The 17,913-nt window shown below is 65.6% G+C and carries 18 protein-coding genes; 10 read left to right on the top strand and 8 right to left on the bottom strand.

The window, feature by feature from the left end; all coding sequences use genetic code 11:
- The first annotated feature begins 19 nt into the window (after positions 1 to 19).
- Positions 20 to 2,827: a TonB-dependent receptor gene (locus tag ACTJKJ_RS02300; protein WP_440819458.1), complete on the top strand. Its 2,808-nt coding sequence runs from the start codon at positions 20 to 22 to the stop codon at positions 2,825 to 2,827.
- Positions 2,828 to 2,943: 116 nt separating this feature from the next.
- A complete protein-coding gene (locus ACTJKJ_RS02295; protein ID WP_297386058.1) occupies positions 2,944 to 3,390 on the top strand; it encodes a hypothetical protein in 447 nt (148 codons plus the stop codon).
- A 132-nt stretch (positions 3,391 to 3,522) separates the two neighbouring features.
- On the opposite strand, the gene ACTJKJ_RS02290 is transcribed toward ACTJKJ_RS02295, so the two are convergent.
- On the bottom strand, positions 3,523 to 4,146 hold the full coding sequence (locus tag ACTJKJ_RS02290; RefSeq protein ID WP_297386060.1) for a hypothetical protein: 624 nt from the start codon (positions 4,144 to 4,146) through the stop codon (positions 3,523 to 3,525).
- 140 nt (positions 4,147 to 4,286) lie between these two features.
- Here ACTJKJ_RS02290 and ACTJKJ_RS02285 point away from each other — a divergent pair, with 140 nt between their 5' ends.
- The 5 genes from ACTJKJ_RS02285 (at position 4,287) to ACTJKJ_RS02265 (ending at position 8,419) form a co-directional block, all read left to right on the top strand.
- A complete protein-coding gene (locus tag ACTJKJ_RS02285) occupies positions 4,287 to 4,778 on the top strand; it encodes a hypothetical protein (RefSeq protein ID WP_297386062.1) in 492 nt (163 codons plus the stop codon).
- Positions 4,779 to 5,853: 1,075 nt separating this feature from the next.
- A complete protein-coding gene (locus ACTJKJ_RS02280) occupies positions 5,854 to 6,228 on the top strand; it encodes a hypothetical protein (protein ID WP_297386063.1) in 375 nt (124 codons plus the stop codon).
- Positions 6,229 to 6,398: 170 nt separating this feature from the next.
- Entirely contained in the window at positions 6,399 to 6,734 is a 336-nt protein-coding gene (locus ACTJKJ_RS02275) for a hypothetical protein (RefSeq protein ID WP_440819457.1), read from the top strand.
- Between the two features lie 702 nt (positions 6,735 to 7,436).
- Positions 7,437 to 7,853, top strand: coding sequence for a hypothetical protein (locus tag ACTJKJ_RS02270; protein WP_297386067.1), 417 nt, complete (start codon positions 7,437 to 7,439; stop codon positions 7,851 to 7,853).
- A 17-nt stretch (positions 7,854 to 7,870) separates the two neighbouring features.
- The gene (locus ACTJKJ_RS02265; protein ID WP_297386069.1) at positions 7,871 to 8,419 is read left to right on the top strand and encodes a hypothetical protein; all 549 of its coding nucleotides are present in this window, start codon (positions 7,871 to 7,873) and stop codon (positions 8,417 to 8,419) included.
- A gap of 111 nt (positions 8,420 to 8,530) precedes the next feature.
- On the opposite strand, the gene ACTJKJ_RS02260 is transcribed toward ACTJKJ_RS02265, so the two are convergent.
- Positions 8,531 to 9,427, bottom strand: coding sequence for a LysR family transcriptional regulator (locus ACTJKJ_RS02260; protein ID WP_297386071.1), 897 nt, complete (start codon positions 9,425 to 9,427; stop codon positions 8,531 to 8,533).
- 102 nt (positions 9,428 to 9,529) lie between these two features.
- On the opposite strand from ACTJKJ_RS02260, the gene ACTJKJ_RS02255 reads away from it, so the two are divergent.
- The 3 genes from ACTJKJ_RS02255 (at position 9,530) to tehA (ending at position 12,782) form a co-directional block, all read left to right on the top strand.
- On the top strand, positions 9,530 to 10,081 hold the full coding sequence (locus tag ACTJKJ_RS02255; protein WP_440819456.1) for a carboxymuconolactone decarboxylase family protein: 552 nt from the start codon (positions 9,530 to 9,532) through the stop codon (positions 10,079 to 10,081).
- A gap of 28 nt (positions 10,082 to 10,109) precedes the next feature.
- Positions 10,110 to 11,738, top strand: coding sequence for a 2Fe-2S iron-sulfur cluster-binding protein (locus tag ACTJKJ_RS02250; RefSeq protein ID WP_297386075.1), 1,629 nt, complete (start codon positions 10,110 to 10,112; stop codon positions 11,736 to 11,738).
- A gap of 69 nt (positions 11,739 to 11,807) precedes the next feature.
- Positions 11,808 to 12,782: a dicarboxylate transporter/tellurite-resistance protein TehA gene (gene tehA / locus ACTJKJ_RS02245; RefSeq protein ID WP_440819455.1), complete on the top strand. Its 975-nt coding sequence runs from the start codon at positions 11,808 to 11,810 to the stop codon at positions 12,780 to 12,782.
- Between the two features lie 58 nt (positions 12,783 to 12,840).
- On the opposite strand, the gene pyrC is transcribed toward tehA, so the two are convergent.
- The 6 genes from pyrC to ACTJKJ_RS02215 all read right to left on the bottom strand — a co-directional run bounded on the left by pyrC (position 12,841) and on the right by ACTJKJ_RS02215 (position 17,844).
- A complete protein-coding gene (gene pyrC / locus ACTJKJ_RS02240; protein ID WP_297386079.1) occupies positions 12,841 to 13,875 on the bottom strand; it encodes a dihydroorotase in 1,035 nt (344 codons plus the stop codon).
- A gap of 24 nt (positions 13,876 to 13,899) precedes the next feature.
- The gene (locus ACTJKJ_RS02235) at positions 13,900 to 14,385 is read right to left on the bottom strand and encodes a hypothetical protein (protein ID WP_147240382.1); all 486 of its coding nucleotides are present in this window, start codon (positions 14,383 to 14,385) and stop codon (positions 13,900 to 13,902) included.
- A gap of 296 nt (positions 14,386 to 14,681) precedes the next feature.
- Complete coding sequence (locus ACTJKJ_RS02230; protein ID WP_091726117.1) at positions 14,682 to 15,416, bottom strand: amino acid ABC transporter ATP-binding protein; 735 nt, start codon at positions 15,414 to 15,416, stop codon at positions 14,682 to 14,684.
- Positions 15,417 to 15,426: 10 nt separating this feature from the next.
- Complete coding sequence (locus ACTJKJ_RS02225) at positions 15,427 to 16,092, bottom strand: amino acid ABC transporter permease (protein ID WP_091726120.1); 666 nt, start codon at positions 16,090 to 16,092, stop codon at positions 15,427 to 15,429.
- A gap of 1 nt (position 16,093) precedes the next feature.
- Complete coding sequence (locus ACTJKJ_RS02220) at positions 16,094 to 16,828, bottom strand: amino acid ABC transporter permease (RefSeq protein ID WP_440819454.1); 735 nt, start codon at positions 16,826 to 16,828, stop codon at positions 16,094 to 16,096.
- Between the two features lie 122 nt (positions 16,829 to 16,950).
- Positions 16,951 to 17,844: an amino acid ABC transporter substrate-binding protein gene (locus tag ACTJKJ_RS02215; protein WP_147240381.1), complete on the bottom strand. Its 894-nt coding sequence runs from the start codon at positions 17,842 to 17,844 to the stop codon at positions 16,951 to 16,953.
- Between the last annotated feature and the right edge of the window lie 69 nt (positions 17,845 to 17,913).

Genomic DNA, 17,913 nt, shown 5'->3' with positions numbered 1-17,913 from the left:
CGGCCTCAGGGAGCCCGCCATGACCGTCCCTTCCCCCCGTGTCGCGAAACGTCCGCCGTGCCCGCCGTACCTGCCGCGATCCTGCGCGGTCGCCGCGCTGGGCGCGCTCTGCGGCCTCGCGCAGGCGCAGGTCGCCGCGCCCGAGACGGCCGCCTCCGCCCCGCCGCAACAGCTGCAGCGGGTGCAGATCACCGGTTCCGCGATCAAGCGCATCGCCGACGAGGGGGCGCTGCCGGTGCAGGTGCTGACCCGCAACGACATCGTCAAGGCCGGCGTCACCACCGCGGCCGAGCTGATGGCGACGGTCTCCTCGCTCAGCAACAACCTCACCGACGGCGTCAGCATCAGCACCGGCGGCTTCCGCGACCAGATGGGCTTCAATTCGGCCAACCTGCGCGGCCTGGGCACCTCGTCGACGCTGGTGCTGCTGAATGGCCGGCGCATGGCCAACTTCGCCTCGCCGGGCGACGACAACGGCGTCGACCTCAACAACATCCCGGCCGCGGCGATCGAGCGCGTGGAGGTGCTGCTCGATGGCGCGTCCGCGATCTACGGCACCGATGCGATCGGCGGCGTCATCAACTTCATCACCCGCAAGGACTACCAGGGCGTGCAGCTGGACGTCTACGCGGGAAAGTCCGGCGAGGGCGGCGCGGGCAAGCGCACCGCGTCGATCGCCGCCGGCCATGGCGACCTGGCGCGCGACGGCTTCAACCTGATGGGGGTGCTGGACCTGCAGAAGACCAGCGCGCTGCGCACCTCGCAGCGCGACTTCATCTCCGACCTCCGCATCCCGGAGCGACTGCCGCATCTGCTGTCCTCGGCCAGCTTCCCCGGCAACATCCGCCTGGGCGGCGACCAGCTCGACTACCTCGAGTCGCAGGGCTTCGCGATCAATGGCAGGCCCATCACCACGCGCACGATCAACCTGAGCGCGCCGACCTGCCAGCCGCCGCACTCGCTCTACCTGCCCGACGGCATTGGCGGCGTCGACGGCTGCACTTACGACTACATGCGCGACCTGGAGCTCTATCCGAAGACGGACAAGGGCAGCTTCCTGGGCCGCGGCGTGCTCAAGCTGGGCGACCGGCACGAGGCCTTCATCGAGGCGGCCTACACCCGCAGCAAGAGCTGGTACGTCGGCACCAGCAACCGGATCGACGCGGACCTGGATGTCTCGATGATCCCGGCGCTGGCGGCGACCGGCCTGGGCGACGCGCTGCCGGACGACCGGCTCATCACCGTGCGCACCCGCATGCTGGAGGCCGGCCCGCGCGCGAGCGAACTGACCAGTACCGGCAGCCGGGTCGTCGTCGGCATGACGGGCACGCTCGGCGCCTGGGACTACGACTGGGGCTACAACCACAGCGTCAACCGCGTGTCCGACCGCGACGTGCGCGGCTACCTGCCCTACACCGAGACGATGCAGGCCTTCGCGGACGGCCTGCTCAATCCCTTCGGTCCGTCGAGCGAGGCCGGGCTGGCCTTCCTGCGGGACAACAACATCAACCAGGAAGTGCGCCGCGCCCGCGGCTCGATGGACAGCCTCGATGCCAAGTTCACCCGCAGCCTGGCCAAGCTGGGCGGCGGCGACCTCGCGATCGCGCTGGGCGGCGAGCTGCGGCGCGAGAAGTCCTCGTCGGCGGCGAGCGACCTGCTGATCTCGGATGAGATCGTCGGCGACCCGACGCCGGGCGACGCGCAATTCACCAGCAATTCCCGCAAGGTGTGGGCGGCGTATGGCGAGCTGCTCGCACCGATCACCAAGGCGTGGGAGTTGCAATTCGCGCTGCGCCACGACCATTACCAGAAGGTCGGCGCCACCACCAATCCGAAGGTCAGCCTGCGTTATGCACCGCTGGACAACCTGACCTTCCGCGCCTCGGCCGGGACCGGTTTCCGTGCGCCGTCGATGAACGACCTCTACCGCTCGGTGAAGACCGGCGAGACGGCGACGCTGCCCGATCCGGTGTGCATGCGCGAGAACGACAACGACCTGGGCTTCTGCGCCAACAACTGGGAGACGCGGACCTATTCGAATGCCAACCTGAAGCCGGAGAAGTCGCGGCAGTTCTCGATCGGCATGCTCGCGGATCCGACGCCGGAATGGAGCTTCGGCCTGGACTACTGGCGCATCGAGAAACGCGACCTGATCAGCACGCTGGGCGACGACGTGATCCTCGCCAACCTCGACAAGTACGAGCCGCTGGTGCACCGCTACAACGAGGACGAAGGCATTGCGGGCTGCGACTACGACCCCGACGACTCCGAGATCTGCTTCATCGAGTTGCGCAAGGAGAACCGCGGCAAGCAGAAGGCGTCCGGCCTGGACATCACGCTGCAGTACCGCTCGCCGGCGACCGCGATGGGGCGCTTCGGCGTCAAGCTGGTGGGGACGTTGACGCTGAGCTCGAAGAAGCAGACCGGCGACGGCGATCCCTACATCAGCAACCTCGGGCGCTTCGTCACCGATGGCGTGGTGCAGCGGTGGCGGCATCGGGTCAACTTCGACTGGTCGCGCGGTCCGTGGAGCGTCAACCTCGCGAACTCGTTCTACAGCGGCTACGACGACCAGAACTCGGCGATCGATACCAACACGGGGCTGGTGGTGGGGAAGAACAAGGTCAAGGCGTACTCGCTGTGGGACCTGTCGGGCGGCTGGGAAGCGACCGCCGCCCTCACGCTCAGGGCGGGGGTGAAGAACCTGTTCAACACGGCACCGCCGTTCTCGAACCAGGCTTACTTCTTCATTTCGGGCTATGACCCGAGCTATACGGATCCGCGGGGGAGGTTCTTTTACCTGGCGGCGTCGTATCAGTTCAGGTGAGCGTTGAACGCCTATGCTCGCTCCGTTGCCAATTCCCGTGCTGATTGATGAATGGCTCGCAGGGGCCGCATGGAAACTCTTCATCGATCGAGTCGAAGTAGAAGCGAGTTCGGATCATGCTGCCCACCTTATCCACCGCTAAGCCCGCGATCATCGCGGTGCTCATCTGGACGGCCGCCCCGGGGTGGGCGGAGACGTGCAGCCCGTCCCGACCGGAGGAATTCAACGCGTTCTTCGCTCGGTTCTCAACCGATCAAGCGTTCTCGGTGGAGCGGACCCAATTTCCACTTCCAACCGCTCACTGGGAGTACGGACGCGACGATGCGGGTGTTGATGGCAGTGCGCCTGTTTGGAAGCGGATCTCCAAGGACGACTTCCTTCAGTGGAAAACGATAGCAACGTATCAACGTCAGGAAGGTCTGAACGTCCGCACGACGATGCCCTCCACCGACACCATGCAGGTGACTGTGTTTCGGGAAGGCTCCGACATGGAGATGAGGTACAAGTTCTCCGGGCGCGCGGGCTGCTGGCGCTTTGTTGAATTCGTGGATAGGTCGTTGTGAGCGGCGCATGTCCGCATCTGGCCGGGGGCCACGGCGACATGTCCAAGCAGCTAGAGTCGCTGCTCGCCAGAGAATGGCAACACAAGGCCGCACGACGAAAGCCGCCTAAGGGCGGTGACTGCAGAGGCGTCGTCAAGCCGCATCGCGGAGCAGTTTGGCCTCGGGGTGGGTCGCCATGTAATGGGCCGCCTGCTCAGGCGTAATGCCCACCAGAATGGTTGCAGCGCTGTCCCAGCAGACCAACTCGAACAGTGCGCCTTCCAGTTGCGGCGTCAAGGCATCGGCATCCCGCCAGAATCGCGTATTTCCGTCCGCAGCCGGAGGCCGTAGCACCTCAACACGCTTGCCGCGCGGGAAAGCGTTGAAGACGCCCCAAATGAACTGCAGGTTGGAATACATGAGGCATCGAGCCAGCTCTGGGCCTGTCACCCAGCCGTCGGTCTGGGGAAGGCCATCAAAGAGGACATTCGTTTCGGTGTCACTCACGTACCAGTCAAACTCGGATGCGTCGACGCCGAGGGCGCGCAAAGTGCCACCGACGTCCGTGAAGTACGGGACTGCATTCGTTGATTCGAGCAGGAGGTTCATGACCGTCTGAAATGAAATGCTGGAGCGAGGAGCGACCTTACCGCGGATAGGCTTGCAACGGACATAAGGCAGCAGATTGAAGCCCATCGAGCTAATGATCGTTCTCGCGTGGCTGATCGCGCCGTTCCTGATCGTCGCTGCGGCGATCTTCGTCGTCTGCCAGCGCACGGAACTTCGTGCCTCGTAAATGTTGTCGAGACCCCGAAAACGGACCGTTGGAGGAGTTCTCACACAGCCCTCAGCTTGAAGCGGCTTCGCGACGCGCTCAGAAGTCGCGGTCGTCGCCGCCCGCGATAGCATCCGCCACCATGGATACAAAGCTCCGTCATCAGGTCTTGGAACTCAAGGTCGAGAATCGATACGCTGAGGCCATAGAGCTGGTTCGCCCATGGGCGGCTTCGGGTGTGGTGGCGGCTCGCGCGATGCTGGCTCGCATGGCCGACGAAGCAGGGATCGACGACGACGAGGCGGCCGCAATCGTCGACGCGGCGCATATCGAGGTCGAGCCGCTCGACATCCTCGGTCACCTGGAACTCCACAGCGCCTACGAGATGCGACTCGGAAACGCGGACTACGAGGTGCAGGCAGCCAGAAGCTTCGAGCACCTGTCAGCTGCGGCAGTCGCGGGAGCGGACGATGTGTATTCGTTTCAGGTGGCCATCCGCTATCACTACGGCGCCATTGCGGTGCCGGTCGATTTGGCGCAGGCGCGCAAGTGGTATCGGACCTCGATCCAACAAGGGTATTCGGATGCGCAGTTAATGCTGGACTCGCTCGAGAGCCGGGACGGTGTCCACTGAGCGGCGCTGAAGACTACTGGTCATTGACGTTGATGACGTCATGATCTCGGCGCATGTCGTTCCAGCCGTGCGATAGGCTGCTTTCAGCCTGGAGCTTCGGACCGTTCTGCAGCGATTTCGGCCCTTTAACCCGTAGTGGTAGGGTGGCAGAACTCGGCTACGAGCAGCCGTTGACCAACGACCGTTTCCTAGAAGTATGCTTGGCCCTATGAACCGGCCAATGTCGGTTATCAGCATGGCCATACCAACTCGGAAGTAGTCAGTGACGTCCAACCATCCATTGCAATCGACCTGCGCCAGCTTCGCTGGCCGACCGACTGAACTCAAGCGTCATGCGGCGTGAATAGCCAGCAGTCCTCACCATTGAAGTTCCGCAGGAGTGGGATCGCATTCGTCGTGGGTGCCATGGCGCTCCTTCTTATCTTCGTTCTGTCGGTGATAGCGGAGCCATATCTCATTGCTTTTGCCGACGGCGCGCCTTACGCAGATCCCCGGTCGAGCGCACGTGCGTGGGCCGATAGCAACCTTTGGCTTGCAGCCACAAGCGCCTGCTGCTTGTCCGTGTTTTCGGTCGGATACGTCGCAACGCGCATAAGCCCCGCCCACTCACACTTTGCGGCGACAGCCCTATTCGTGCTTGTGGTCCTGTATGTCTTCCTTGCGCAATTCCCAGCCACCGCGTCACTGACCCGCATTGCACTCTGGTCCATTGCGTTGCCAGCCAGTTTTGCCCTTGGTGCGTGGCTGCCGTCACGGGCTCGGAATGCCGCATAGCTCCCTGGTCGGGAGGACTTGCGCCAACTGCGCTGTCTCGGCCGCCTACCTTGAACGTTGAGCGACAGGTGTCGGGCAAGCCACCCAAGATTGGCGACCGGGATGAGTGGCTTCAGGAAAAGCTGAATCGGTCGACCGACTAGCAGTTCCTAGCCGACGTGATGCCGGAAGGTCCAAGCCAATGGCAGGGAACCCGGCCCCGCTCTGGCGTAGCGAAAGCGACGGCGGTCAGTGACTCCAAGGCGTCCCAACTCGCCCACGCTTCGAGCAGAATGACTGTCAGCGTCGCAGCGAAACTTCTATGCCTGATCTTGCTTGGAACCCCGTTGATTTTCTGGACGTGCTGGAAGTTGCACCACTGGAAGGCGAGTACGGCACGTCCTACATCTACCAACTTGAGCGAAATGGGGCAACCATCGAACTCGGTATTTATCCGCTTGATGGAGATGTCTCGCTCAAGCTCTTCCACCGTCAGCAGTCTGAGCCTGTGCTCGATCTCCAACTGCTGGGCTGCCCGGCCGCGCGCGTTGTCCGGGACAAGCGGGGAGTCTGCATCGAGTTCGCGGCAGCCAATGCGTTCATGGGGCGCTTCGACGAAACGACAGCCGCCGCTTACGGATTTCGTCTCCAAATCAAGCCGTTTGTGCAGGTCAAACCCTACTCCTACCCCTGCTGACCGCTACCAAATCCGAAGCAGCAGCGGATACGCAGCGAGAGTGGACATTCGATGAGTAGGGTCCTTCCTGAGCCGCCATCGTTATGTACCCCTCTAGCCTGCTTGGGCTGACTGGATCAACCGCGACATTTCAACCTATGCCCAAGACGATCTATTGTTGGCGCTGCCGCATGGACATTCCCATGCTCACGGAGGAGGAGTGGGATTTGGTGGCGCCTCACCTCGCCAACGGGGTCGCCCAAATCAAAGCGTATCGGGAGGCCCATGGGTGCTCTCTTGCCGAAGCGACGCGAGAGGGCTTTGGGCGGGAGGCGCTGGTGCAGTACGAGCGCATCACTGGGTTCAAGGAAGGCAACCCGAACGCGCTGTTCCATCATCGACTGAGCCTGTACGGCCCCGCTTGCTCACATTGCGGTAAGCCGCTTAGGACCCCGCAGGCGCGCTTCTGCGCGATGTGCAGCACGCCGAGCGGCTCCATTGCTGGTGATGGTCAACATTCAAACTGAAGCGCCTAACACACTTCGGCGAAGTGCCATGCATCGTGCCGCGAACTCGAGACCGGTTTCGCCACTACGGTCGTCGCTTATCACTTGATCGCGGTGCGCCAACGGACTTGGCAAGCGCGAAAAGCCACCAGCCCAGTGGCACGATCCACAGCAAGTTGGCGAGAGCAACGACGTGCCCAGACACTCCAACCACCATTGCAATCCAAGCTCCCACTAGCGAAGAGATGTAGGCGCCAATGTATGAACTTCGGCGCCACACATAGAGCACCATGAACAGTGTCGCGACCTGAATGACGAAAAACAGAAAGAACATAGAAACGGAACTGGCGCCATGCGTCTTTAATTCATGAGCATGGCACTCCCAGTCTATCTTTGCAATCGACTAATCGGGGCACCGCGTAGGCGAGTCGACGCGGATGCGATGGACTGAAATACCAACGGGACAGACCGCATGTCCGAATCGAGCTCCGCGATGAAGCGCCTGCCCCTTCGCAGCCGAGGCTAGTCGACGCTCCATGGCGGCAGTGGCCCTGTCCACTCCCCGCGCCGATGCCATTCGGAAGATTCCGCCTAAGGACCGCATCGATACGGGAATATCTGGAAGTCCGATGCGAGCCTGATCACGCATCATTCCGCGCCCGGCGCTCGTTTCCTGAATGGGTTCCACGCGTCGCGAGAAACCGACTCCACGATCTCTTCCCCATGACCATCCGATTTCTGGCTGAGGCTCCTCGCTCCGCCATCGCCTTCGCCGCTATACGCCTGCTGGTGCCCGTTGCCTGTTGGACGGCCTTCGCCGTGTGGAGCAACTACTCAGCGGTGCTCATCGCCGGCGTTGCCGTCTCGTTCTCCGCCCTGTCTCTCTGGGCAATCGCATCGCGTGGCCGGTGGCGGGAGGTCGAGCTTGGCGCCGATGAGATAGCCCTCACGGACAGCAAGTCGACGGTGCGGGTTCAGCGCAGGGACATCGTCGCGCTTACCGTGCGTGACGCTGGCATTGCCATCAAGTGGACCTCGCCGCTGAAGCCTCGCGTCGCCATACTCGCCAAAGAGCGCTTCAGTCCCGACGCCTGGGCCCAATTGAAGACGGCGCTTCAACCATGGGCCACCCGGCCCTGATCGCCATCCAACCACCCATGAGCGCGAACCCGTACGCATCTCCAGACTTCCAAGTCGCAGACCTTCCTTCCCGACAGGCGTCCTCGGAGCCCCCGTTCTTTGCCGTCTCGCTGTCCAAGCTCGTCGTCATGAGCGTCTGCACGCTCGGCCTGTATGAGATCTACTGGTTCTATCGCAACTGGAGATGCATCAGGCACCGGGAGCAAAGCAACATCGCACCGGCGCTGAGAGCGCTGGTCGCGCTCTTCTATTGCTACCAGTGCTTTGCCCGGATTCGCGCTTACGACATCGAGAAAAATGGCAGCTCGCCCCTCGCCGCCGGGAGCTTGGCCGTCGGTTGGATCGTCGCCACCTTGCTCTGGAAGCTTCCAGATCCGTACTGGTGGCTCTCGCTGCTCGCTTTCGCATTCCTCCTTCCCGTGCAGGCGTGCGCGAACAGGTTGAATGCGCAGGTGAGCCCACTCCACAAGCGCAATGCGTCCGTACGCGGCTGGGACTGGCTGGCCGTGATTCCCGGGGGCGCACTTCTGCTGCTCGCGTTCCTTGGAACACTACTGGCCCCTTGACCGGAGTGAGCGTACCGAGGACTCGGTCCAGGCCTTTCATCGAGTGGAAGCCCCGCCGCTTCGCGCCGGTCAAGCCGCCGGTCGTCCACGTGGCCCGCTCGCGGCGGCGCCCTACCCCCTCAACCTCTCCACCGCCAGGTCAATGAACGCCCTCACCTTGCGCGACGCTCGCTTCCCCTGATGCTGCAGCGCCTGCACCGGCACGGCGGGTGGCGCGCACTTCGGGAGCACCTCCACGAGCGCGCCTGAAGCGATCTGCTCCTCGACCATGTACGACAGCACTCGCGTGACGCCAAACCCATCGCACGCCGCCGCAATGGCGTGGTCATTGCTGTTGGTGGCGAGTCGAGCGCGGATCGGCACCGAGACGATCGGCGCGTCCACGCCCGCGCCCTCACGGAACTTCCACTCCGATCCCGGCTCCAGCCCAAGCGCCGCGATCACCGAGTGCTTCGCGAGATCCTTCAGCTGCTTCGGCGTCCCGTGCTGCTTCAGGTACGCGGGCGACGCGCACAGGATGCGCCGCACCGAGGCCAGTGGCGTCGCGTGGAAGGAAGCATCCGGCAGGTCGCCGATGCGGATCGCCACGTCCACGTCCTCGCTCAGCAGGTTGACATTGCGATCCAGGAAACGGCACTCGACCTCGGTCTCCGGATAACGCGCCAGGTAGGCCAGCACCACCTCGTTCAACTTGAGCCGCCCGTACATCACCGAGGCGCTGACGACGAGCTTGCCACGCACCGCGCCGTGCGAGCCAGTCGCCGCCTGCTCGATCTCCTCCAGTTCGCCGAGCACGCGCCGGCAGTCCTGCGCATAGCGCTCGCCGACCTCGGTGACCTTGACCACGCGCGTGGTGCGCAGCAGCAGGCGCACGTTCATCGCCGCCTCGAGCTCGCTCACCGCGCGCGTGACCACCGGCGCGGACACGCCGAGCCGCCGCGCCGCCGCGGAGAACCCGCCCTCCTGAACGACGGCCACGAAGATGGCCATGGCATCGAGCTTGTCCATATCTTTTCTGATCCAGAAAGAGTCATTTCCCAGCCGCGCCGATTCTCTCCGCGGAGCGCGAGGGCCACCATCCGCTCACCCTCAACCCACCGGAGAACCGCCATGAGCCGCATCCACGTCGTCGAACCCGCCACCGCCACGCCCGAGCAGAAAGCCCTGCTCGACGCGATCCAGGGCCAGCTCGGCATGGTCCCCAACTTCCTGAAGGTCTTCGCCAACTCGACCACCGCACTGCAGGCCTTCCTCGGCCTGTACGGCATCGCCAACGGCGGCAGCCTGGACCCGCTGGACCGCGAACGCATCGCCCTGGCGCTGGCGCAGCAGAACGGCTGCCAGTACTGCGTCTCCGCGCACACGGCGATCGGGCGCAAGACCGGCCTGTCGGCCGAGGAGATCGCCGCGGCCCGTGCCGGCACCAGCGACGACGACAGCTCCGCCGCGATCCTGAAATTCGCGCGCAGCCTGATGGACAAGCGCGGCGAGGTGTCCGCGCTGGAGCTGACCGAGCTGCGCGCCGCCGGCGTCGACGAGGCGCAGATCGTCGAAATCATCACCCACGTCGGCATGAACTTCCTGACCAACATCCTGGGCAAGGCCAGCCTGGTCGAGATCGATTTCCCGAGCGTCAAGCTCGAACTGCCGACCGCGGCCTGAAGGTCCGCATCCTCACCGGGAGCTCATCATGGGACGCGCCTATTCGGACATCACCTTCACCCCGACGGTCCGCGAGGTCCAGGCGGAGAAAGGCAGCCGCGAGCAGTACGCCTTCCTCGACACGATGAGCGACCGCGGCGAGGCGCTGACGCCCCGCGAGGCGCAGTTCCTCGCCGAGGCCGACCACTTCTTCCAGGCCACGGTCAGCGAAACCGGCTGGCCCTACGTGCAGCACCGCGGCGGGCCGAAGGGTTTCCTCAAGGTGCTGGATTCGCGGACCATCGGCTTCGCGGACTTCCGCGGCAATGTGCAGTACCTGAGCGTCGGCAACCTGCGCAAGGACGACCGCCTCTCGATGATCGTCGTGGACTATCCGAATCGGCGCCGGCTGAAGCTGCTCGGACGCGTGGAGCTGGTCGAGGCCGGCGTCAGCGCGCAGGGCGACGCGGCCATCGCCGCGGTGAGCGATCCGTCCTACGGCGCGACGGTCGAGCGCGCCTTCCTGATCCGCATCGAGGGTTGGGACTGGAACTGTCCGCAGCACATCACGCCGCGTTTCACCGAGGCCGAGGTCGCGTCGCTCACCGCCCCGCTGCGCGCGCAGGTGCAGAAGCTGAAGGCGCAACTGAGCGACGCCAAGGCGGCGCTGGCCGCTTCGCAGGCGCCGTCGGCGTCAATGCCGCCGCCATCACTGGGCGACGGGCCGCTCGCGCTGACGATCTCCGGCGTGCGCCAGCTCACGCCATCGGTGCGGGCCTTCGAGTTGAGGACCGCCGACGGATCGCCGCTGCCGGCGGTGGTCGCCGGCGCCCACCTCGACCTGCCCGTGCGCCTGGCTGATGGCACCGACTCGACCCGGAGCTACTCGATCGCCTCGAGCCCGCATCGCACCGATGCCTACGAGATCGCCGTGCAGCGCGAGTCCGAGGGACGCGGCGGCTCCCTGGCCGTGCACGAGGACTTCCGGCTCGGGCTGCGGCTCAACGCCTCGATGCCGCGGGCGCTCTTCTCGCTCGCCGAGACAGCGCATCGAGCGGTGCTGGTCGCCGGCGGCATCGGCATCACGCCGATCAAGGCGATGGCGCATGCGCTCGTCGCGCGGGGAGCGGCCTTCGAGCTGCACTACGCGGTGCGCTCTCGGGCGCAGGCGCCGTTCCTGGGTGAGCTGGTCGACGCCTTCGGCGACCGCTTGAAGGTCCACGCGAAGGACGAAGGGCAGCGCCTCGACGTCGAGGCGCTGATGCTCGGCCTGGGCGAGGCCGATCATGTCTACGTCTGCGGGCCCTCGCGCCTGATCGACGCGGTGTCGGCGGCCGCGCGGGGGGCTGCCGTGAGCGCCGCGCGCGTTCACGCCGAGAAGTTCAGCGCCGATCGCGCCAAGCCCGGCGACCGCGAGTTCGTCGTCCACCTGGTCCGCAGCGGCAAGGACCTGCTCGTGCCGAAGGACCGCTCCATCCTCGAGGTCGCCGAAGCGCAGGGCGTGCGGGTGCCGGCCTCATGCCGCATCGGCAACTGCGGCACCTGCGCCACGCGCGTGGTCGCCGGCACGCCCGCGCATCGCGACGACGTGCTCACCGACGCGCAGAAGTCAGATCAGCAGTTGATGTGCGTCTGCGTCTCGAGAGCGGACGGCGATGAACTGACGCTCGAGCTCTGAGCGATGTTCACGGCTACAGTGCGCTCGTCCCATGACCTCGCCGGCCGCCGCGCGCGCAGGAGCACCCCGATGAACGCATCCCGATGGGCGGTCCCCGCCTCCTACTTCAGCATGGTGCTGGGCCTGACCGGCCTGGGCAACGGCTGGCGCGTGGCCTCGCGTCTGTGGGGCTTCCCCGCCTGGATCGGCGAGTCGGTCATGACGGTCGCGGTGACGGTGTGGGCGGTGCTGCTGGTCCGATTCGCGATCAAGTGGATCGCCGCGCGCGAGGAGGCCCTGGCCGAGGCCGCCCATCCCATCCTCTGCTGCTTCATCGCGCTCGTGCCGGTGGCGACCATGCTCGCCGGCATCGGCGTGCTGCCGCATGCGCACGGCGTGGGGACGGCGCTGATCCTGCTCGGCGCGGCGGCCTCGCTGCTCTTCGGCCTGTGGCGCCACGGCGGCCAGTGGCGCGGCGGACGCGACCCGAAGACGACGACGCCCGTGCTCTACCTGCCCACGGTCGGCGCCAACCTGGTGTCCGCGATCGCGCTGTCGGCGCTCGGCTGGCCGAGTTGGGGGCAGCTGTTCTTCGGCGCCGGCGTGCTGGCCTGGATCGTCCAGGAGTCCATCATCCTGGGCCGCCTGCTGACCGTCGATCCCTTGCCGCCGGCGCTGCGCCCGACGGTGGGCATCCAGATGGCGCCGCCGGCGGTCGCGCTGCTGGCCTACGCGGCCGTCACCGTCGGCTCGCCGGACCTCATCGCCCGCATGCTGCTGGGCTACGCGATCGTGCAGGCGCTGATGGTGCTGCGGCTGATGCCGTGGATCCGCCAGCCGTTCACGCTGTCCTACTGGGGGTTCACCTTCGGCGCGACCGCGATCTCCACCGGCACCATGCGCTTCGCCGAGCGCGGCTACGACCCGGTCTTCACCACGCTCGCGCCGGTGCTCTTCACCATGAGCAACCTGGTCATCGCCGGGCTGTCGATCGCTTCGGTGCTGTGGGTGCTGCGCCCGAAGCCGGCGGCCGCGCCCGCGCCGGTGGCGCCGGCGGCCAGTTGATTCGGGGTGAGCCAGCAACGCGCCGCNCACGACGCCGCGGTGGACCGCGGCGCCGCGCTCAGTCGAGCTTCCAGTGCAGCGCCTCGCCGCCACGCAGCGGCTTGAGCTGCGCGGCTTCGCCGAAGGGGACGGACTCGGGCAGCGTCCATTCGATCTTGCGCAGCGTGACCTGCGTCGTGTTGCGCGGCAGGCCGTAGAAGTCGGCGCCGTGGAAGCTGGCGAAGGCCTCGAGCTTGTCGAGCGCGCCCGCGGCCTCGAAGGCCTCGGCGTAGAGCTCGAGCGCGGACAGCGCGGTGAAGCAGCCGGCGCCGCACACCGAGTTCTCCTTCATCACCGACGCATGCGGGGCGCTGTCGGTGCCGAGGAAGAACTTCGGGCTGCCGGAAGTCGCGGCCTGGATCAGCGCCAGGCGATGCTCCTCGCGCTTGAGCACCGGCAGGCAGTAGTAATGCGGCCGCAGCCCGCCCATGAAGATCGCGTTGCGGTTGTAGAGCAGGTGCTGCGGCGTCACCGTCGCGCCGGTGAAGCGGTCCGCCGCGGTCACGTACTGCGCGGCTTCCTTGGTCGTGATGTGCTCGAAGACCACCTTCAGCTCGGGGAAGTCCTTGCGCAGCGGCGTCATCACGCGGTCGATGAAGAAGGCCTCGCGGTCGAAGACATCGACGTCGCCATCGGTGACCTCGCCATGCACCAGCAGCAGCAGGCCCGCCTTCTGCATCGCCTCGAGCGTGGCGTAGGTCTTGCGGATGTCGGTGACGCCGGCATCGCTGTTGGTCGTGGCGCCAGCCGGATAGAGCTTGAGCGCGACCACGCCGGCCGCCTTCGCGGCGGCGATCTCCTCGGGGCGCGTGCGGTCGGTCAGGTAGAGCGTCATCAGCGGCTCGAAGTCCACGCCGGCCGGCACGGCGGCGAGAATGCGCTCGCGGTAGGCCTGCGCCTGCTCGGCCGTCGTGATCGGCGGCTTCAGGTTGGGCATCGCGATCGCGCGCGCGAACTGGCGCGCGGTGTACGGAACGACGCTCTGCAGCGCGGCACCGTCGCGCAGGTGCACGTGCCAGTCGTCGGGGCGGGTCAGGACAAGGGTTTCGCTCATGGGGCGGGATTGTCGCACCCCACCTCACGGCGCACTGGCCGGCGTCATCGGCGCAGGCACGGTGTACATCGCGAGAGCCTTCTGCGCCGGGGCTGCGGCGGACATGGCCCGGATCACGGGATGGAGCTGCAGGGCCCCCATGCCCGCCAGCAAGGCAAGGACGCCCATGATGACGTTGATCGAGGTCTTGATCCCTCCGATCTCTCCCTTCAGCCCCTTGATCTCGCCTTTCAGCTCACCGACCTCCGCCCGCATTTCGCTGCGCACGGCGCAGATCTCCACCGTCAGCGCCGAGAAGCGGCTTTCCATCTGCACGCGCATCGCGGAAAGCTCCGTGCGCATCTCGCTGCGCATGCCGGCGATGTCGGCACGGATCGTCTGAAGCAATGCATCGTTCTTCGCGTCGTACTCCACGCGCCGGACGTACTCCTCCTTCGGCCAGCGCTGAGCCCTCTTCGCCTGCGAGCCCGGCGATGAATGGCTGAAATGGCTGCGATGCTGTGCGCCCATCCGGTGACCTCCTGGCGACTCGTGGATCGATGCACGGCCTGACCCCACGGGCGGATTCCCGCACGGATCACCTCGCGCCTCGTGCGACTCGCCACACACGGGCCGAATCGCGATGGGACCGATTGTTCGCAGCCCCTCGCCGGCCGTCACTGACCTCGACCAGGAGTCTTTTGGACATCCATGCCGTGGACGAGTGAGCACCGCGCGGGCGTCGTGGGCAGCCGGAATGAAGAAGGCCCGCACCTTGCGGAGCGGGCCTTCGAGCCGATGCGGGGGACGCCCTCGGGCGCCCGCGATCAGTGCTGCAGGATCTTCGCCAGGAAGTCCTTGGCGCGCGGCGAGCGCTGGTCCGGGTTGCCGAAGAACTCGTCGCGGGTGCAGTCCTCGACGATCTTGCCGGCATCCATGAAGATCACCCGGTGGCTGACCTTCTTGGCGAAGCCCATCTCGTGCGTCACGCACATCATGGTCATGCCCTCGTTGGCCAGCTGGACCATCACGTCCAGCACCTCGCCCACCATCTCGGGGTCCAGCGCCGAGGTCGGCTCGTCGAACAGCATCACGATCGGGTCCATCGACAGCGCCCGGGCGATCGCCACGCGCTGCTGCTGGCCGCCCGAGAGCTGGCCCGGGAACTTGTCCTTGTGCGCCATCAGGCCCACGCGCTCCAGCATCTTCAGGCCGCGGGTCTTGGCGTCGGCCATGTTGCGGCCCAGCACCTTCACCTGCGCCAGCGTCAGGTTCTCCGTCACCGACAGGTGGGGGAACAGCTCGAAGTGCTGGAACACCATGCCCACGCGCGAACGCAGCTTGGGCAGGTTGGTCTTGGGCGCCGTCAGGCTGGTGCCGTCGACGACGATGTCGCCCGCCTGGATCGGCTCCAGCGCGTTGACCGTCTTGATCAGCGTGGACTTGCCCGACCCCGACGGGCCGCACACCACCACCACTTCCCCCTTCTGGATGGTCGTGGAGCAATCGGTCAGCACCTGGAACGGGCCGTACCACTTGGAGACGTTCTTGATTTCAATCATGGGGCGGACCTCAGCGGATGATGGCGATCTTCTTCTGCAGCCGGCGGACCAGCATGGACAGGCTGAAGCAGATCACGAAGTAGACGACGGCCGCGACCAGGTAGGTCTCCATCGGCCGGTTGAAGTTCTTGCCGGCGACCTCGAAGCCCTTGAGCAGATCGTAGGCACCGATCGCGTAGACCAGCGACGTGTCCTGGAACAGCACGATGGTCTGCGTCAGCAGCACCGGGAGCATGTTGCGGAAGGCCTGCGGCAGCACCACCAGGCCCATGGTCTGCTTGTAGTTCATGCCCAGCGCGTAACCCGCGAAGACCTGGCCCTTGGGCACCGACTGGATGCCCGCGCGCATGATCTCGGAGTAGTAGGTCGCCTCGAACAGCGTGAAGGTGATCAGCGCCGTCTTCTCCGCGCCCAGCGGCCCCGCGATGTAGGGGATCAGCAGGAAGAACCACAGGATCACCATCACCAGCGGGATCGAGCGCAGCGTGTCGACGTAGATCGCCGCCGGACGCTCCAGCCACCATTTGCCCGAGAGCCGCATCAGCGCCAGGATCGTGCCCAGCACGATGCCGCCGATCATGGCCGAGAAGGTCAGCTGGATCGAGAACCACAGCCCCTTGGCGACGAAGGAGGACAGGACCTCCCAGGTCAGGAACGAAAAGTCGAGTTGCGTCATGTCACTTCGCCCCCAGGATGCCGGGCACGCGCACGTACCACTCGATCACCTTGGCCAGGCGGTTGATCGCATAGGCCGAGATGAAGTACAGCAGCGTCACGGGCAGGAAGATCTGCACGAAGCTCGACTGCTCGGAGGCCTGCAGCGCGAACTGCGCCAGGTCGGGGATGCTCACCGCGAAGGCCACCGCCGAATTCTTGACGATGTTCATGCTCTCGCTGGTCAGCGGCGGAATGACGATGCGGAAGGCCATCGGCAGCAGCACATGGCGATAGGTCTGCGGCAGCGTCAGGCCCAGCGCCTGGCCGGCGTAGCGCTGGCCCTTGGGCAGCGTCAGGATGCCGGCCTTGACCTGCTCCGAGATCCGCGCCGAGGTGAACAGGCCGATCGCGACCACGACGAGCACGCTGGGCGGCAGGTCCAGGATCGGGAACAGGCGCGGGATCACGTGATACCAGATGAAGAGCTGGACGATCAGCGGGATGTTCCGGAACAGCTCCGTCCATGCCTCGCCGAACATCGCCAGCTTCCTGTTGGGCACCGTGCGCAGGATGCCGATCAGCGATCCGGCCACCAGCGCGACCAGCAGGCCCAGGACCGAGACGAACATCGTCCAGCCCCAGCCGTGGATCATCGCGTCCAGGTAAGTCTCATAACCGGGGGCGCCGAAACACTTCGGCGCGACCTCCTCGGTCACCATGTCTGTGCAGTACAACTGCCAATCCCAGCTCGCCATGGCGTGCTCCATCCATCAATGCGAAGGGCCGCCCGCATGCGCTGCCGCGGCCCTTCCAGTCTCCGGCCGCCCCCCTTGCGACAAGGCGCCCCGCGGGGCGCCTTGCGCTCAGGGAACCGTGCTTACTTCTTGGCGTATTCCTCGACCGGCTTGTCGTTCGGGTTCGCCCAGGCGTCCTTGGTCGCCGCCGTCGCCGGCAGGCCCACCTTGGTGTTGGTCGGGGGAATCGGCTGCATGAACCACTTGTCGTACAGCTTGGCGATCTCGCCGGACTTCATCAGGCCCTTGATGCTGTCGTCCACCGCCTTCTTGAAGGCCGGATCGTCCTTGCGGATCATGATCGCGATCGGCTCGACCGACAGCACTTCGCCGACGATCTTGAAGGCCGCCGGATTGCGCGACTTGGCGATGTTGCCGGCCAGGATCTGGCCGTCCATCACGAAGGCGTCGGCGCGGCCCGACTCCAGCAGCAGGAAGCTGTCGGCGTGGTCCTTGCCCAGCACTTCCTTGAAGTCCACGCCGTTGGCGCGCTCATGCTTGCGCAGCAGCTGGACGGAGGTGGTGCCGGTGGTGGTCGCCACGGTCTTGCCGTTGAGCTGCGCGATCGAGGTGATGCCCGAATCGGCCTTCACTGCGATGCGCACTTCCTCGACGTAGGTCGTGACGGCGAAGGCCACGTCCTTGGCGCGGGTCATGTTGTTGGTGGTGGAGCCGCACTCGATGTCCACGGTGCCGTTCTGCACCAGCGGCACGCGGTTCTGCGAGGTCACCGGCAGGTACTTGATGTCCAGCTTGGACAGGCCCAGGTGCTTCTGCACGTCGGCCAGCACGCGCTGGCAGACCTCGACGTGGTAGCCCACGTACTTGCCGTCGCCGAGCGTGTACGACAGCGCGCCCGAGGACTCGCGCACGCCCATGGTCACGCTGCCTGTGTCCTTGATCTTCTTCAGCGTGTCGGCTTGCGCCACGCCGACCAACGCCGCGCCAAGGGCCAGGACTAGCAATGCCTTCTTCATAGTTGCTCCTGCTTGTTCGGATTCAAAAGCGGATTCGAGGGAGGCTCGACCGGTGAGCCGCCCAACCGG

The sequence above is a fragment of the Roseateles sp. 22389 genome (genome assembly GCF_052044995.1).
GTDB lineage: Bacteria > Pseudomonadota > Gammaproteobacteria > Burkholderiales > Burkholderiaceae_C > Roseateles.
Note: the sequence above shows the minus strand (reverse complement) of the source record. Positions and strands in the feature narration are given on the sequence as shown.

Bases quoted from the DNA above. Each gene is read 5' to 3' on its own strand.
- ACTJKJ_RS02300 (WP_440819458.1), top strand. From the start codon at position 20: ATGACCGTCCCTTCCCCCCGTGTCGCGAAACGTCCGCCGTGCCCGCCG.
- ACTJKJ_RS02295 (WP_297386058.1), top strand. From the start codon at position 2,944: ATGCTGCCCACCTTATCCACCGCTAAGCCCGCGATCATCGCGGTGCTC.
- ACTJKJ_RS02285 (WP_297386062.1), top strand. From the start codon at position 4,287: ATGGATACAAAGCTCCGTCATCAGGTCTTGGAACTCAAGGTCGAGAAT.
- ACTJKJ_RS02280 (WP_297386063.1), top strand. From the start codon at position 5,854: ATGCCTGATCTTGCTTGGAACCCCGTTGATTTTCTGGACGTGCTGGAA.
- ACTJKJ_RS02275 (WP_440819457.1), top strand. From the start codon at position 6,399: ATGGACATTCCCATGCTCACGGAGGAGGAGTGGGATTTGGTGGCGCCT.
- ACTJKJ_RS02270 (WP_297386067.1), top strand. From the start codon at position 7,437: ATGACCATCCGATTTCTGGCTGAGGCTCCTCGCTCCGCCATCGCCTTC.
- ACTJKJ_RS02265 (WP_297386069.1), top strand. From the start codon at position 7,871: ATGAGCGCGAACCCGTACGCATCTCCAGACTTCCAAGTCGCAGACCTT.
- ACTJKJ_RS02260 (WP_297386071.1), bottom strand. From the start codon at position 9,427: ATGGACAAGCTCGATGCCATGGCCATCTTCGTGGCCGTCGTTCAGGAG.
- ACTJKJ_RS02255 (WP_440819456.1), top strand. From the start codon at position 9,530: ATGAGCCGCATCCACGTCGTCGAACCCGCCACCGCCACGCCCGAGCAG.
- ACTJKJ_RS02250 (WP_297386075.1), top strand. From the start codon at position 10,110: ATGGGACGCGCCTATTCGGACATCACCTTCACCCCGACGGTCCGCGAG.
- tehA (WP_440819455.1), top strand. From the start codon at position 11,808: ATGAACGCATCCCGATGGGCGGTCCCCGCCTCCTACTTCAGCATGGTG.
- pyrC (WP_297386079.1), bottom strand. From the start codon at position 13,875: ATGAGCGAAACCCTTGTCCTGACCCGCCCCGACGACTGGCACGTGCAC.
- ACTJKJ_RS02235 (WP_147240382.1), bottom strand. From the start codon at position 14,385: ATGGGCGCACAGCATCGCAGCCATTTCAGCCATTCATCGCCGGGCTCG.
- ACTJKJ_RS02230 (WP_091726117.1), bottom strand. From the start codon at position 15,416: ATGATTGAAATCAAGAACGTCTCCAAGTGGTACGGCCCGTTCCAGGTG.
- ACTJKJ_RS02225 (WP_091726120.1), bottom strand. From the start codon at position 16,092: ATGACGCAACTCGACTTTTCGTTCCTGACCTGGGAGGTCCTGTCCTCC.
- ACTJKJ_RS02220 (WP_440819454.1), bottom strand. From the start codon at position 16,828: ATGGCGAGCTGGGATTGGCAGTTGTACTGCACAGACATGGTGACCGAG.
- ACTJKJ_RS02215 (WP_147240381.1), bottom strand. From the start codon at position 17,844: ATGAAGAAGGCATTGCTAGTCCTGGCCCTTGGCGCGGCGTTGGTCGGC.